General features: G+C 69.6%; 10 protein-coding genes. 2 read left to right on the forward strand and 8 right to left on the reverse strand.

Translation table 11 applies throughout. The annotated features are described in order from the left end of the window. Window positions 1-422: 422 nt before the first annotated feature. The 8 genes from QM619_RS10370 to QM619_RS10405 all read right to left on the reverse strand — a co-directional run bounded on the left by QM619_RS10370 (window position 423) and on the right by QM619_RS10405 (window position 11,969). Window positions 423-1,523 carry an HD domain-containing protein gene (locus tag QM619_RS10370; protein ID WP_415107857.1) on the reverse strand — a complete coding sequence of 367 codons (1,101 nt, stop codon included), beginning with the start codon at window positions 1,521-1,523 and terminating at the stop codon, window positions 423-425. Next, window positions 1,520-3,763: a glycoside hydrolase family 3 protein gene (locus QM619_RS10375; RefSeq protein ID WP_415107860.1), complete on the reverse strand. Its 2,244-nt coding sequence runs from the start codon at window positions 3,761-3,763 to the stop codon at window positions 1,520-1,522. Before QM619_RS10375 ends, QM619_RS10370 begins: the two co-directional genes overlap by 4 nt. Further along, complete coding sequence (locus QM619_RS10380; protein ID WP_415107863.1) at window positions 3,751-6,228, reverse strand: glycoside hydrolase family 2 protein; 2,478 nt, start codon at window positions 6,226-6,228, stop codon at window positions 3,751-3,753. Before QM619_RS10380 ends, QM619_RS10375 begins: the two co-directional genes overlap by 13 nt. Beyond that, window positions 6,225-7,517 (reverse strand): alpha-L-fucosidase, encoded by a 1,293-nt coding sequence (locus QM619_RS10385; protein WP_415107866.1) that lies wholly within the window; start codon window positions 7,515-7,517, stop codon window positions 6,225-6,227. Before QM619_RS10385 ends, QM619_RS10380 begins: the two co-directional genes overlap by 4 nt. Next, window positions 7,514-8,356, reverse strand: a complete 843-nt coding sequence (locus QM619_RS10390; protein ID WP_415107869.1) for a carbohydrate ABC transporter permease — start codon at window positions 8,354-8,356, stop codon at window positions 7,514-7,516. The genes QM619_RS10385 and QM619_RS10390 overlap by 4 nt, the downstream gene beginning before the upstream one ends. Next, window positions 8,353-9,210: a carbohydrate ABC transporter permease gene (locus QM619_RS10395; RefSeq protein ID WP_415107872.1), complete on the reverse strand. Its 858-nt coding sequence runs from the start codon at window positions 9,208-9,210 to the stop codon at window positions 8,353-8,355. The genes QM619_RS10390 and QM619_RS10395 overlap by 4 nt, the downstream gene beginning before the upstream one ends. Before the next feature lie 138 nt (window positions 9,211-9,348). After that, window positions 9,349-10,737 carry an extracellular solute-binding protein gene (locus QM619_RS10400; protein ID WP_415107875.1) on the reverse strand — a complete coding sequence of 463 codons (1,389 nt, stop codon included), beginning with the start codon at window positions 10,735-10,737 and terminating at the stop codon, window positions 9,349-9,351. Window positions 10,738-10,802: 65 nt separating this feature from the next. Continuing rightward, window positions 10,803-11,969: an ROK family protein gene (locus tag QM619_RS10405; protein WP_415107878.1), complete on the reverse strand. Its 1,167-nt coding sequence runs from the start codon at window positions 11,967-11,969 to the stop codon at window positions 10,803-10,805. Window positions 11,970-12,127: 158 nt separating this feature from the next. Between QM619_RS10405 and QM619_RS10410 the strand changes: the two genes are divergently transcribed. Beyond that, entirely contained in the window at window positions 12,128-15,118 is a 2,991-nt protein-coding gene (locus QM619_RS10410; protein WP_415107881.1) for an alpha-mannosidase, read from the forward strand. 15 nt (window positions 15,119-15,133) lie between these two features. After that, on the forward strand, window positions 15,134-16,208 hold a 1,075-nt coding region (locus tag QM619_RS10415; protein ID WP_415107884.1), incomplete at its 3' end, for a glycoside hydrolase family 3 N-terminal domain-containing protein.

Raw genomic sequence — 16,208 nt, forward strand, 5'->3', positions numbered from 1 at the left:
CAAACGACGCCAACAGGCCGCTGACACCCGCCGCTCACAGCGACTCAAGAACAGGACGAGCCGAGAGCAGAAGGAGTCGCAGAGCGCTCCAGCATCCCGGCCCGTCAACAACGAGCCTACGACCCCCCCAGTCGCTTGACATTCCTTAGGAACTCACGATGACGTCATCCCGTGCTTGCCACGGGATCTCAACCCGGTGGTTCGCTGCATCGTCATCCCGTGCTTGCCACGGGATCTCAACCCGGTGGTTCGCTGCATCGTCATCCCGTGCTTGCCACGGGATCTCAGCCCGGCGGGTCGCTGGGTGAGATCCCGGCGTCCGCCGGGATGACGAGTACGGCGGTTCGCTGGCGTGAGATCCCGGCGTCCGCCGGGATGACGAGTGCGGTGTTCGAGCGCAGCGCCACTGCGGACGGGAGGATCTACTGGGGGCGCGGTAGCCGGGCTCGATCCCAGCCGAGCAGCTGGACCGCGGTGTCGAAGGCGAACCGGTCGGTCATCCCGCCGACGTAGGCGACAGCGGTGTGGGTGAGGGAGTCCGGGTCGGCGGGCGGCTCGGGCAGGCGTCCGGGATTCTCCAGATAGAAGGACACCAGGGCCCGCAGCACCGCGACGACGGCGTCCGATTGCACCACCGATTCCGGCCGGGTGTAGATGCGCGCGTAGTTGAACGCCCGCAGTTCGGCCAGCGCGGCAGCCACCTCGCTGCGCATGCCGATCTGTCCGGTGTCGACGGTGGTGGCGATCACCTCGCGGACGAAGGTGCTGAGCTGTTCGCGACGGGTGGCGCCGGCGACCGCGACCACCCCGGCGGGCACGTCGTCCAGGCCGACAATGCCGGCGCCGATGGCGTCCTCGAGGTCGTGGGCGCAGTAGGCGATCCGGTCGGCCCAGCTGACGATCTCGCCCTCCACGGTCGCCGGAGTCGGCCGCGACCAGGAGTGATTGCGGATGCCGTCGAGGGTTTCGCGACACAGGTTGAGCGAGGTGAGCACGACGTCCGCCCCCCACGGGCCATGGTCGTAGCCCTCGGACAGGAAGGCGTCGAAGGCGTCCTCGCTGGCATGTCCGCCGGGACCGTGACCGCAGTCGTGGCCGAGCGCGATCGCCTCGGCGAGCGACATGTTGGCACCCACCCCGCGGGCGATCGAGGTCGCCACCTGCGCCACCTCAAGCGCATGGGTGAGCCGGGTGCGTTGATGGTCGCTCGGATGGACGACCACCTGGGTCTTGCCGGCCAGCCGCCGGAACGCGGTCGAATGGACGATCCGGTCCCGGTCGCGCTCGAAGCAGGTGCGTTCGGCGTCCGGTTCCTCGGGACGCTCGCGGTTGCCGGCACCAACCGCGCGGGTGGCGCCGGGAGTCAGATGCTCGGCCTCCCAGGCTTCGCGCTGCTCCCGCAGGATCGGCCCGGACGCCGCCAGCCGATTCCCCGGCCCGGCGTGGGCGAGGACCAGATCACCGCCGCCGTGGCCGGCCATCGTGGTGGCCCAGGCGATCGCGCGCGGGGACAACTCAGTCATAGCCCCCATCTTGTCAGGGTGACCGGTGTGCACCGGTGGCTGCCGCCCGCGACGCGGATCTCGCTCACCGCGCGAGCCAGCGGCGCCAGATCGCGGGCGAAGACCTCGTCCGGCGACAGTTCGAATATCTGTTCTTGCTCTCCCCCGGCATCGAACCTGACCCGCCGCCAGGCGATCAGCTCGTCACCGGGCCAGACCAGACCACCCTTTCTCCGGCAATGCACCCGGATCACGTCGTTGGCGGCAGTGTCGGCGTGCACCCGGACGCGCAGCGTGACCGCGGACGCCGTCGCGGTCGCCTCGACCAGCTCGAGGCGGCAGCCGTCGCCGTAGCCGAGGCCGTGACCGAACTCGAAGAGCACCGGTGCCGGCACATCGGTGTACCGGGCCGGCTCCCGGTCGTTGTGCCGCACCGGCAGCACGCCGGGGTGCGCAGGCAGGGTGGACGGCAGGCGTCCGGACGGCTTGACCAGGCCCAGCAGGATCTCCGCGATCGCCTCACCGCCGTACGGTCCCGGGTAGTACGCCAGCAGCACGGCGTCGGCCCGATCGACCACGTCGCTCAGCACCATCGGGCGTCCGGCGATCACCACGGCGACCACCGGTCCGCCGACCACTGCGCGGGCCCGGTCCAGCTCGGCGAGCTGTGCTGCCGGGACGCGGATGTCGGCCAGATCCACCCCCTCGCCGCAGTCGGCGGCGGCCGGACCGGCGAGGGCACCGTTCGCCGCGAACTCGTCGGAGTAGGCACGATGGCTGGTGCCGCCGAGCACCACCACCGCTCCGTCGAGGCGTCCCGACTCGGTGTCCCGGACGAACTCGCGGTCCGGGTCTGTCAGCCGAGCCAGACTGGCGGCGACGGAAGCCGGCGGCGCCTCAGAATTCACCGGCGCCACGTAGTCTCCGAGCAGCGCCGTCACGTCGTCCGCGCGGGGACCGGTCAGCAGCCAGCGTCCGGGCCGCAGCGGCAGCGCCCGATCGTTGTTGGTGAGCAGGATCGGACCCGATCGGGCCAGCTGTCGGGACCAGAGCGCGGACCGCGGGAACCCCCTGGTTCCGGTGAACCGCGGGGGCGGTTCCTTCGGTTCACCCGCGGGCTCGTTGATGAGATCGGCGGCGCCGAGCCGGAAGCTGTCCCGCACGGGCGCGGGCGTCGCCTGGCTCACACCGGACGCGCCGACGACACCGCAGCGGGACTTGACCGCGAGGACTCGTGCGCAGGCCGCGGCCACCTGTGTCGCCAGCGACGGCGCCGCGTCCACGGCGTCGTCGAGGTGGGTGAAGGCCTCGTCCCACAGCGACAGGTCGACTCCGGCGCTCAGGGCGGTGGCGGCGGCCGAGGTCAGCGAGCCGACCATGCCGACCAACCTGTCGATGGCGAGGCCGTCGGCCATCACCAGGCCCTCGAAGCCCCACTCGTCCCGGAGCAATCCGGTGAGCAGGGCATGGTTGGCGACGCACGGGACGCCGTCGATGTCGTTGTAGGCGGCCATCACGCCGACCGCCCCGGCCTTCACTCCGGCGTGGGCGGCGGGCAGGTGAATCGCGGCCAGGTCGCGCGGACCGATCACCGCCGGATGCCCGTTGCGTCCGCCCTGTCCCTCGCCCTGGCCGGCGAAGTGCTTCAACACCACGCCGACGCCGGTGCCGTCGGTCAGCGCCGAACGGTCGAACCCCTGCATGCCGGTGACCAGCGCGCGGGTGAACGCCGCGGCCAGCGCCGGCGACTCCCCGAAGGTCTCCTCGGCACGCCCCCACCGCGGATCGCGCAGCATGTCCAGCGCCGAGACCAGGGCCAGATGGACGCCGTCGGCACGTAGCTCCTGGGCCACTGCCGCGGACGCCTCCTGGTAAGCGTCGGTGTCCCAGCCGGACGCCACCGCGAGGTTGACCGGCAGCAGCGTCGCGCCGAGCGCCTGATGACCATGCGGGGCTTCCTCGACCAGCAGCGGCCCGAGACCGTGCGCGGACCGCGCCGCCACCTCGGCGCAGACCAGCGCCGCCACCTCGGCCCGCTCCTGCGGCAGGACGCCGTCAGTCCAGGACCGGCCCGACCAGGCGTCCGCGCGGAACAGGCCATAGATGGCGCCGATGCCGCCGAACCGGTCGACCTCGGCCCGCAGCCGGTCGGCGATCCGCCAGCGGCGTCCATGTCGTTCGATGCACTCCCAGCCACGCAGGCGCTGGTTCAGCTGTCCCACCTGCTCGCGCAGGGTGAGGCCGGCGGTCAGCGGTGCCATAGCTGGTTCCTGGTCCGGACGGCGGCCTGCGCGGTCTCGCGGTCGAGCCGATCGATGCCGGCGACCAGCAGCTGGGCGGTCTCACCGGGCAGCAGCACCGGAAGCAGCGCGGCGTCCGCGCCCAGGGCGTCCACGAGCAGGGTCAGACCGCTGACCAGGACGTCGGATCGCAGGTCAATGACCACACCCTCCGCGGTGCTCCGGGTACCTGTGACCACGACCTCGGGCTTGGGCCATCGGACGCCGTCGGCGCGGCAGAGCGGCAGCCAGGCCCGGCCCGCGGGGCGCTCGGCCACCGGCGCGTCCAGCCAGGAAGCATCCTCGGCAACCAGCACCTCGTCACGGCGCGATCGAGGGGTGGCCAGGCCGACGTCCACCCGCCGCACGACGACGGCAGAAGGCGGAACCAGCATCGCCAGACGCTCACTCGCCAGGGTGCCGTCCACGATGTGTTGCCGGCTGACGACGACCTCGGCCGACCAGTCCTCGCGGGTGTCGTTGATCAGCACCAGGTGGGGTTCGCCGTCGCGCAGGTGCAGGCTGACCAGCCGTGGACTGAACGCCCGCTTCACGGCCTGATACGCCGGTTTGAGCCGTCCACCGTGATCGATGAGCGACCAGGACACCGCCGGCCAGCAGTCGTTCAGCTGCCACACCACCGCGCCGGCGGTGCGCGGCCAATGCGACCGGAAATGCTCGATGGCGGTGGTCAGGGCGTCCGCCTGATTGAGCTGCGCGGCCCACGACCAGTCGACGAAGCGGGTCTCGAGCGTTTGCGGCGACGGCAGATTGCCCTCCATTCGGGCGACGATCCGCGCCATGCCTCCGGGCTGCTTCTGCCGCCCCGCCAACCCCGCCACCGACAGCTGAGCGTCCGGTGTCACGGCCACCAGGGTCGAGGTCATCGCCGGCGCCTGATAGCCGAACTCGGCCACGAAGCGCGGCACATGCTCGCGATAGCTGGCGTGGTCGCGGACGTTCCACTGGTCCCACAGGTGCACCGTGCCCGAGCTGTCGGTGTTCGGCCCGGCATCGGCCATCGTGGCGAACGGGCTGGACGGGATGTACGGCGTCCCCGGATGCTCGGCACCCACTACCTCGGGAAGCACCCGGCGGTAGTACGTCTCTCCCCAGCCCTGGTCGCCGACCCGATCCGGCCAGTCCCAGTCGGCCCAGCCCTGGAGCGCCTCATTGGACCCGTTCCACAGCACCACCGCCGGATGGCCGCGCAGCCGGCGCACCTGGAACCGCGCCTCGCGGTCGATCTCGGCGGCGATGGCCGGCGTCTCGGGGTAGGCGGCGCAGGCGAAGGCGAAGTCCTGCCAGACCAGCACGCCCAGCTCGTCGCAGGCGCCGTAGAACCGGTCGTCCTCGTAGACCCCGCCGCCCCAGACCCGCAGCAGGTTCAGATGCGCCGCACGTGCCTGCTCGACCCGCTCGCGATGATGTCCGGCACGGGCGATCAGCGCGTCGCCGGGAATCCAGTTGGCGCCCCGCGCGAACAGCGGACGCCCGTTGACGACCAGCCTGAAGGCCTCGCCATGCTCGTCCGGGGAGGCGTCCAGCGCCACCTGCCGGAACCCGACCCGGTGCCGCGCCACCTGATCGGAGCCGACCAGCCGCACCTGGACGTCGTAGCGGTCCGGACGCCCCTCGCCGGCCGGCCACCACAGCCGCGGCCTCTGCACAGTGACCCGCAGCTGCCCGGCACCGTCGATCACCCCGGATACCGATCGGCCGTCCGCCACCACCTCGACCAGGCCGGACGCGCCGTCGAGTTCGATGTCCACGACCACGGTGCCCTCGGCCAGGTCATCGCTCAGTTCGGTGCGAACGGACGTCCGAAGCCGTGCCCCCGCCCAGCGCTGCCACCGGGCCGGACGCCACAGGCCGGCGGTCACCAGCGTCGGACCCCAGTCCCAGCCGACGCTGCTGGCCATGATCCGCAGCCGGTTGTAGGGGTAGGCCCAGTCGTAGGGCAGGGTGCCGTCATCGGCGTCCAGCATCGCCAGTGCCGCCGACGCGAAGTCGAGGGTGAGCCGGTGCCGTCCGGACGCCATCGCGCCAGGGTCGATCCGGTGCTCCCGGTGCATGGACGCCAGCTCCGCCACCGGCCGGTCGTCGATCAGCACCCGTGCGCAGGTCTGGACGCCGTCCAGCACCAGTTCGTCGCGCGCGGCGTCGCCGAGGTCGGGCAGGTCGATCCAGGTCTCGTAACGCCAATCGGATTCGCCGATCCAGCGCACCTCGCCTTCGGCGCCGTCCAGGAAGGGTTCCGGGATCAGCCCGGCCGCCAGCAGATCGGTGTGGACGCAGCCCGGTACCCGCGCCGGCACTCCGGCCCGAGCCGCCGCCAGCAGCTCGGCGTCCGGCGGCGCAGTGGTCGCCACCGCCCGCAGCCGTAGCAGCCGCACCGTCCAGTCCAGTTCGCCGAGGTCGAGCTCGACGAGCCCGCCGCCGCTCACTCCGGGTATTCGGTCGGCGCCAGGTAGCCGTCGGGGATCGCCGGCGGCGTCAGCACGCCGGTGCGATGCACGGCCGCCGAGGCCAATGCCGGCCCAGCGCCGTCGATGTCGCGTCCGGACAGCTCGATCTCGAACTCGGCGGCCGACACCGATTCGCCGAGCAAATGCAGCCGCCTCACGCCCACGGTCAGGCCCTGCGCCACAACGCGGCCGTCCAGCACGATCCGATGGCCGGTGATCCGCTGCCCGCCGATGAGGTCCTCGGCCAGTTCGACGTGATCGAAGTCCACCGGACGGCCGTCCTCGGTACGCGCGCGCCAGCGTCCCGGTGCCAGCTGGGTCAGCCGCAACGGCGTCGGCCGGCCGAACCGGCGCTCGACCTCGGCCCCGAACTCCCGGACCCGCGCCGCGTCGGCGGGGTCGATCCGGCCGCGGCGGTCGGGCGGCACGTTCAGCAGCAGACCGGCACCCAGTCCGACCGAGCCGTAGTAGACCGCCATCAGGTGATCGAGCGTCTTGGGTTCGTCGTCGGACGCCCAGAACCAGCCCCGGCGCAACGACACGTCGCATTCCGGCGGCAGATACAACGCCTCGGCGTAATCGATGGTCTCCACCGTGTAGTTGCTCATCTGGCCGTGATCGACGACGTATTCGACCGGGTCGGACGCCAGCCCGTTCTCATTCCCCACCCAGCGGATGGTGGGATTCCCCATGTTGAACACCATGGCGTCGCCCTGATGGCGGTGAATGACCTCCATCACCTCGTCCCACCGATAGCGATACCCTTCGGATCCCGCACCGTCGAACCAGAACTCGACGATCGGTCCGTAGCCGGTGCACAACTCGGTGACCTGTTGCCGGTAGACCTCCGCATAGCGGTCCGGATCGGAATACGCGGGATGGTTGCGATCCCACGGCGACAGATAGAGGCCCAGCCCGATTCCGGCCCGGGCACAGGCCTCGGCCACGTCGCGGACGACGTCGCCGCGACCCTGCCGCCACGGCGAGGACGCCACCGAATAGTCGGTGGTGGCGGTGGGCCACAGGCAGAATCCGTCATGGTGCTTGGTGGTGAGGACGAGGTAGCGGGCGCCCATTGCGACCGCCACCTCGACCCACTCGTCCGCATTCAGCTCCGACGGAGCGAACGACTCCGCCGGGAGGGTTCCGTCACTCCATTCCACTCCGTGGAAGGTGTTCATTCCGAAGTGGACGAACATGCCCACCCCGAGCTGCTGCCAAGCCAATTGCTGAGGTGTCGCCACCGGCAGCGCGGACGTCTGCGTCACTTGACGGCACCCGCCTCGACGCCCTTGAAGAAGTAGCGCTGGAGCACGATGAAGAGCGCCAGCACCGGCACGATGGCAATGATCGAACCCGCCATCACCACCCGTGGATCGAATGCGAACGAGGACGACGCCAGCCGGGACAGACCCAGCGACAGCGTGTAGAGATCCTCGGACCGCAGCACGATGAACGGCCACAGGAAGTCGTCCCACGCCGAGATGAACGAGTTGATGATGACGACCACCATGGTTCCGCGGGCGGCCGGTAGGTAGATCGTCCAGAACCGGCGGAACTCGCCCGCCCCGTCCAGCATGGCGGCCTCTTCGATGGCGTCCGGGACGGCGGCGAAGGCCGCCCGCATCAGCAGCACGTTCACTGCGCCGATGGCCCCCGGCAGCCACACTCCGACGAAGCTGTTGGCCAGCCCCAGGCCCTGGATCTGCATGTACAGCGACACCATGATCGACTCGAACGGGAACATCATCGACACGATCAACAGGCTGTAGTAGGCCTTCCGTCCGCGCCAGTACTTGCGGGAGAGCATGAAGCCGGCCAGCGTCGGGAAGACGATCTGCGAGACCACCGTCAGGACGCACATGATCAGACTGTTGCGAATGTAGAGCGCCATCGGCACCTGCTCGAACACGGTGGAATACGCCCGGAACGTCGGGCTCTGCGGCAGCAAGGTTGATTCGGTGCCGAACAGCGCCTCTTCGGGTCCCTTGATCGACGAGGTGAACTGCCAGACCAGCGGACCCACGGTGATGAACAGCATGATCAGCAGCAGCAAATACCGGACGATGATGCCGCGGATGCGCCGCGGCGAAACGGTCTTCTTCATTCTTCCTCCTCGCCGCCAAGCTTCTGCGAGGCGATGGCCAGGCCGATCGTCAACACGAACAACGCCACCGACACGGCGGCGCCGTAGCCGGCGTTGCCCGAGATCGGGTCGAGTGCGGTGTCGCGAATGTAGAACGGCAGCGTCCGCGCCTCGCCGCCCGGACCACCGGTGGCGCCACCGAGGATGTACACCTCGGTGAACACCCGCAGCGATCCGATGCCGGACATGATCGCGATCAGCAACATGGTCAATCGGACGTTGGGCACCGTGACATGGAAGAACCTCCGCACCGGTCCGGCGCCGTCGATCTCGGCCGCCTCGTACAGCTCAGGCGGAATCTGCGCCAATGCGGCCAGATAGAAGATCATGTACCAGCCCAGGCCTTTCCAGACCGTGAGCAGAATCGCCGACAGCAGGATCAGCGCCGGCTCGGACAGGAAGGGAATGGGCTCGGTCAACCCGAAGGTCTTCAGGAAGCTGTTGACCGGGCCGCGGTCGCTGAACAGGTTCTGCCAGACCAGCGCGACGGCCACCACGGACGCGATGACCGGGGTGTAGAACGCCGTCCTGAAGAACCCGATGCCCCAGATATGGCGATACACCAGCTGGGCCAGCATCAACGGCAGCAGGACCAGCAGGGGAACCGCCACGATGGCGTATACCACCGAGTTGCGGGTGGCCAGCCAGAAGTTCTCGTCGGTGAGCAGGTCGGTGTAGTTCTCGAAACCGACCCAGTCACCGCCGCCGCCGAGCGGACGGGCGTCGGTGAAGGACAGCACCACCGTGTTGATGAACGGGAAGAGGCCGAAGACCAGCGTCAGGATGACCGACGGCGCCACCCAGAGAACCGGCATCCACCAGGGCCGATAGAGCGACGCGCCAATGCCTCCCCCGGCCCGGCGCCGGCCGGACCGGGGGTTCGCCCCCCGGTCCGACCCTGGCCGCCGACCCGCCGAGGACTCGCCTTGGACTGTGGTTGCGGACATGACTGGCTACCGGTTCTGGCGCTTCAGCACGTCGTTGGCCGCCTTCTGAGCCGCGTCCAGCGCTTCCTGCGGTTGCTTGCTCCCGGCCAGCGCTTTCTGCAACTCGGCGACCACGGCCTGCTGAACGGCGTCGGACCAGTTGAACAGGAAGGTGTTCTCCGCACTCTGTGCCAGGTCCACCGAGAGCTTTGTCGCCTGGCCCAGCGGTGTGCTGGTGTCGATCTTGGTGAACTTGGAGATCTTGAAGGAGTCCGGGGTGGACGGGAAGATCGCCACTCGCTCGTCCGCGACGAACTTCGACTGCCACTCCGTCTGCAGCATGAACTGCGCGAAGGCCAGCGCGGTGACCGGGTTCTTCGAGGTCGACGCGACCGAGATGAACTGGCCCTCCTGGAACGCCTTGCCGCGGGCGTCCAGCAGCGGCGCCACCGCCGAGGTGTTGTAGACCTTCTCGTTGGTGTCCTTCACGTAGCGCAGGAAGCTGAGCACGTTGGAACCCCAGGCGACCGTGCCGGCGGAGTACAGCTTGGTCACGTCGGCGTCGCTGGACAGGGTGTCCTTGGGCATGGCGCCGGCCTGGTACAGCTCAGCCAACCGGGTCAGCCAGGTGACGACCTTCGGATCGGACGCGAAGGTGAACTCGGTCTGGTCGGTGTTCATGATCTGCGCGTCCATCACCTGCCAGTCGGACGGCACCCGGCTGGCCGGGTTGGCGGGGAAGGCGAAGTAGTCGCCACCGGAGTTCTTGGCGATCTGCGCGGCCTGGTCGAACTGCTCCATCACGGTGGTCGGCGGCTTGGCCGGGTCGAGGCCGGCCTTGGTGAGCAGCGCTTTGTTGTAGATCTGGATGCCGGTGAGACCCCAGTACCACGGCAGCATGAAGTGGTCCTCGGAACCGTGGAATTTGATCGAGTTCCAGATCGACGGAATGAACTCGCCACCGTATTGGGGAGCCTTCTTGGAGAAATTCAGCAGGAAGTTCTCCTTGAACAGCGCGTACGCCGTCTGCTGGTTGAGGTTCACCACGTCAGGCAGCTGACAGGTCTGGGCGTCGGTGACCAGACGTTGGGTGAACGAGGAGTCACCCGGGTCGTCCTGCCATTTGACCGTGGTGCCGGGGTACTTGTCCTGGAACGCCTTGATCAGTTCGTTGAAGTAGGGCTCGAACGACTGCTTGAGCGCGGTGGTCTGGAAGGTGATCTCACCCGTGGGGGTCCCTTCCAGCGGTTTGTCGTTGCTGACCTGGTCGCTCAGCGTGCAGTTGCCGGCTTTGACCTGGCCGGTGGCGCTGGAGCCACCGCCGCCGCCCACCCCGCACGCGGCGAGGGAGACCATCAGCGCGACACCGACGGTGGACGCGGCCGCCCGGCGAGCGGCCTTGAATGTGAGCTTCATACGTATCCTTTTCATGTCGTGATCCCGGCGATGCCTGCATCCCGGGATTTCCACTGCCGTGGCCGTCAGGCCACGGCCGAACCTGCCGAGTCACCCTCCTCCCCTTGTGTCGGGGTCAATGACCCGCCGAAAACCTTTGCCCTCGCGGCGTCGACGGCGAGGAAGAGCGCCCCGGTAGCGACCGATTGAGGACCGACCTCGGCGAGGCTGACGGTGGCGCGCATGCCGGTGCGCTCCCTGAGCACCCGACGGACGGCGACCGCCAGTCGGGCGCCGCCGGCGCGGGCCGTCGCCCCGGCCAGCACGATCCGTTCGGCATCGGTGACCGCGCAGACCACGGCGGCCAGCTGGGCGACCCGGTTGACCAGGTGCTGCCGGGCCTGACCAGCCGCGGTTCCGGGGCCGGACTCGTCGGCGAGCAGCCCGGCGACCGATAGGCCGACCGAGGCGGCCAGCCGCTCCAGGCCCGCCGACCCGGCCAACGCATGGATGCCGGGGACGGTGACCCCTGGCGCGACCTCGAAGGCCGGGATCAGGCCCAACTCGCCGGCGTAGCCGTGGGCGCCTCGGATCAGCCGGTCGCCGATCACGCTAGCGGCGGCGACCGCCTCGTCGAGCACCAGCAGGGTGAAGCTGGCCGCGCCACGCCCGGCGCCGAGTCGGGCCTCGGCGATCGCGGCCAGGTTCATGTCGTTCTCCAACTCGACGGTGCAGCCCAGGGCCGCACTGAGTTGGTCGCGGAAACCGGGTGCCAGTTCAGGACGCTCGGCGACGAAGTCGAGATCATGGTCGGGGGTGACCACGCCGGGCACCCCGACCACGACTTTGGCGAGGTCGCGGGTGCGGATGCCGGCGCGGCGCGCGGCCAGCCGGACCACCGCGGTGAACCGATCGCCGTAGGAACCCGGTTCGGCCTTCTCGGCGGTCGCCAGCGGCGCGCCGGAGAGATCGCTGACCACGGCACGGGCCACTCCTGCCTGCAGCTCGACGCCGGCGCAGTAGGCACGTTCGGTGGCCACCCGGAAGTGCACCGGGTCGGCGCCCCGGCGTCCGGACGGCATCTCGCCGATCTCACGCAGCAGGCCGGAGTCGCAGAGACGTCCGACCAATTCCCGCATCGCCGGCTTGGACATGCCAACGGCCATCGCGAGGTCGGGACGGGAGGCCGAGCCGCGGGCAAGCAGGCAGCCGATGACGGCCCGCTCCGTCGCGGAAACCTCACCGTTCTGCATGTCCGAACCCACTCTCATTGGGGCCAAGGAACGTTAATGAGAAGGGAGGCTACCGTATGAAAACCGCCATGTCAGTACCTCGCGCGCGGTGATTTTCCGGCTCTGCTGCCCTAGGCTGACACGCGATCCACCGCCCATTCGACCGGCCAGAGGGACCCATGCACGACAACCTCGATCTGATGCTGTATCGCGCCAGGCGCGTCCTCGCCGAGCGGCTCCGTCCGGCGATCCATTCGACGGGCCATCCGCTGCAGGTCGCGAGCTTCCGGGTGAACGGCGAGCCGATCCCGGTCGCCGACGGTCTCGCCGCGTCCTATCGGCCCGCCGCCGTCGGCGAGCGCTGGGGACGCGCCTGGGACACCACCTGGTTCCGGGTGACCGGCGAGGTTCCGGACGCCCTGGCCGGCCGTCAGGTGGAAGTGCTGTTCGACCTCGGCTTCGACCCGAACAAGACCGGCTTCCAGGCCGAGGGGCTGGTGTACACCGCGGACGGCCAGCCGGTTCGCTCGCTGCACCCGCGGGCGCAATGGATTCCGGTCACCGCCGACGCCGCCGGCGGCGAGCCGATCGAGTTCTATGTCGAGGCCGCCGCCAATCCCGAGGTGGAGATGTTCCGGCCCACCGAGGTGGGCGACTGGGACACCGCCGGCGACGACCTGCTGTACCGCCTCGGACGCTGCGATGTGGCAGCGTTCCACGTCGAGGTGTTCGAGCTGGTGCACGACGTCGAGGTGCTGATCGATCTGGCGCAGCAGCTGCCGTCCGACTCGGAACGCCGGGCGCGCATTCTCCACACCGTCGACCGCGCCCTTGACCTGGTCGACCTGCAGGACGTCGCCGGCACCGCGGCCCGTGCCCGCGAGCGGCTGGTCGAGGTGCTGGCCAGTCCGGCGTCCGCCTCGACCCACCGGATCTCGGCGGTCGGCCACGCCCACATCGACTCCGCCTGGCTGTGGCCACTGCGCGAGACGGTGCGGAAGGTGGCCCGGACCACCACGTCCATGGTGCGGCTGATCGAGGACCACGACGAGTTCGTCTACGCCATGTCGAGCGCCCAGCAGTACGCCTGGCTGAAGCAGCACCGTCCGGAGGTGTTCGCGATCGTCCGGCAAGCGGTGGCCGAGGGCCGTTTCGTCCCGGTCGGCGGCATGTGGGTGGAATGCGACGCCGTGCTGCCCGGTGGCGAGTCGATGATCCGGCAATTCAGCTACGGACAGCGGTTCTTCCGCGAAGAGTTCGGCCTGGAGTGCACGGGTGCCTGGCTGCCGGATTCGTTCGGCTATTCGGCGGCATTGCCGCAGTTGCTGCGCGGTGCCGGGTACGAATGGTTCCTGACCCAGAAGATCTCCTGGAACGAACGGAACCGGTTCCCGCACCACACGTTCTGGTGGGAGGGCATCGACGGTTCCCGGATCTTCACCCATTTCCCGCCGATGGACACCTACAACTCCGAGCTGAGTGCCGAGGAACTGTTCCGGGCGGCTCGGCAATACCGGGAGAAGGCGGTCGGTTCGACCTCACTTGCCCCCACCGGTTACGGCGACGGTGGCGGTGGCACAACCCGTGAGATGGTGGCACGGGCGAAGCGGCTGGCCGACCTCGAGGGCAGTCCGCGGGTGACCTGGGAGGCGCCGGACGTCTTCTTCGCGCGTGCCCGCGCCGAACTGCCCGAGCCGGCGGTGTGGCGCGGCGAGCTGTACCTGGAGCGGCATCGCGGCACCTACACCTCGCAGCACGCGATGAAGCAGGGCAATCGGCGTAGTGAATCGCTGCTTGCCGAGGCCGAGTTGTGGTCGAGCGTCGCCGCCATCCGGGCCGGTCACCCGTATCCCTACGAGGCGCTTGATCAGGTGTGGCGCGACGTGCTGCTGCATCAGTTCCACGACATTCTGCCGGGCTCGTCGATCGCCTGGGTGCATCGTCAGGCCCGCGAGCGCTACGCCGAACTGGCGGCCACTTTGGAGAGCATCATCGCCGACGCGCTGAACACGCTCGGGGTGACGCTGGGCGACGGACCGCTGGCGATCAACGGCTCGCCGGTGGTGCAGGCGGGGGTCGCGGCCGGCTCGATCGGCCCGGCCGAGCGGGCACCGCGACGGGTCATCGCCGAGGGCGACGGCTTCGTGCTGGCCAGCGAGTTCACCCGGGTCGTGGTGGACGCCGCGGGCCTGGTCACCAGTGCGATCGACCAGGTCACCGGACGCGACGCGATCCCGTCCGGCACGCACGGGAACCTGTTGCAGCTGCATCAGGACTTCCCGCACGTCTGGGACGCCTGGGACGTAGACGCCAACTACCGGCGGCAATGCGTCGATCTGACTGCGCTGGACGGCATCGAGCTGGACGGCGATGCGCTGGTGATCACCCGCAGCTTCGGCGACTCCCGCATCGAGCAGCGGCTCTCGCTCGACGATGCGGGACGCGTGCTGTTGATCGACAACGCGATCGAGTGGCACGAGCGGGAGAAGTTCCTCAAGCTCGCCTTCCCGGTCGACGTCTTCGCCGACACGGCGGTGGCAGAGACCCAGTTCGGCTACCAGTTCCGTACCACCCACGACAACACCTCGTGGGAGGACGCCCGCTTCGAGACCCATGCGCAGCGCTGGTTCCTGGTCCAGGAGCCCGGCTTCGGCGTCGCCTTCGTCAACGACTCCAGCTACGGCTTCGACGTCACCCGCGTCGAACGCGACGGCCAGATCACCCAGGACGCCCGCTTCTCGCTGCTGCGGGCACCCCGCTACCCGGACCCACGAACCGACATCGGCACCCAGCGGATGCGGGTCGGGGTGCTGGTGGGTGCCGACCCCGGCGAGGCCACCGCAGCCGGATACCGGGTCAATGTGCCGGCTCGCCGCGGTCACGGACCGAGCCTGCCGGCCCTGATCGGAGTCTCCGCGCCCGGCGTCCTAGTCAGCGCGGTCAAGCTGGCCGACGACCGCTCGGGCGACCTCGTCGTCCGCGTCTACGAGGCGCACGGGCGGCGCACGACGACGCAGGTCGACATCGGCATCCAGGCGCGCGAGGTCCATCGCGCCGATCTGCTGGAACGGGTCGGGGAAGAGATCGTGCCGTCCCGTAGCGGCGATGGCGTCGCGGTGTCGTTGGCGTTGCGGCCCTTCGAAGTGGCCACCCTGCGGATCTCGCGCTGAAGGGCGGCACCGACGATGGGATCCCTCAGCGAACAGTGCGAACGGGCCACCGAGGCTGACTTCACCGGTCTCGGCGCGGACACCGGCCTCGACCTTCGCCGGGCGGTCAACGCCACCCTGATGCCCGGCTTCAGCGGACTGGAGCTGCCGGAGTGGCTGGCTCACGAGTTGGCCGAGGGGCTCGGCGGGGTCTGCCTGTTCGGCAGCAACATCGACCACCCGGCCCAGGTCCGTGCACTCACCGACGCCATCCATGCCGCCAATCCGGACGCCGTGGTGGCGACCGACGAAGAGGGCGGCGATGTCACCCGGCTGCACCACCGGGACGGCTCGCCGCACCCGTCGATGGCCTATCTCGGACGCCTCGACGACGAAACACTGACCGAAGTCGTCGGTGCGTCCATCGGCACCGAGTTGCGTGCGGTCGGAATCGACCTCAACGTGGCACCGGACGCCGACGTGAACTCGAACCCGCGCAACCCGGTGATCGGCGTCCGCAGCTTCGGCGCCGACTCCGCCCTAGTGGCCCGGCACGTCGCGGCCTACACCCGTGGGCTCCAGGCAGCGGGGGTCGGCGCGATCGCCAAGCACTTCCCGGGCCACGGCGATACCGCCACCGATTCCCACGTCGCGCTCCCGACCCTGACCGCGGACATCGCGACGCTCGACGTCCGCGAGCTGCCGCCGTTCGATGCCGCGGTGCGGGCCGGAACCCTGGCCGTGATGACGTCCCATCTGATGGTGCCGGCCATCGATCCGGAGTGGCCGACCACGTTCAGCCCGGCGGTGCTGGGTGAGTTGCGGTGCCGTTCCGGCTTCGCCGGTGCGATCGTCAGCGACGCCCTCGACATGGCGGGTGCGAGCGCGAGCCGAGGTGTTCCGGCGGCGGCCGTGCTCGCGCTGGCGGCCGGGGTCGACCTGCTCTGCCTCGGCAACGACCTGAATCATGCGCAGCTTCGACTGGTCCGGGACGAGATCCTTCGCGCCCTCGCCGAGGGCCGGCTCAGCGCCGACCGGGTGCTCGAGGCGGCCGGCCGGGTCGGTGCGCTGGCGTCCGGAGTGCGCCGGCTCCGGGCAGCCGGCGCGGCGG

This window comes from Micropruina sp. (assembly GCF_047606665.1).
Taxonomy (GTDB): domain Bacteria; phylum Actinomycetota; class Actinomycetes; order Propionibacteriales; family Propionibacteriaceae; genus Micropruina.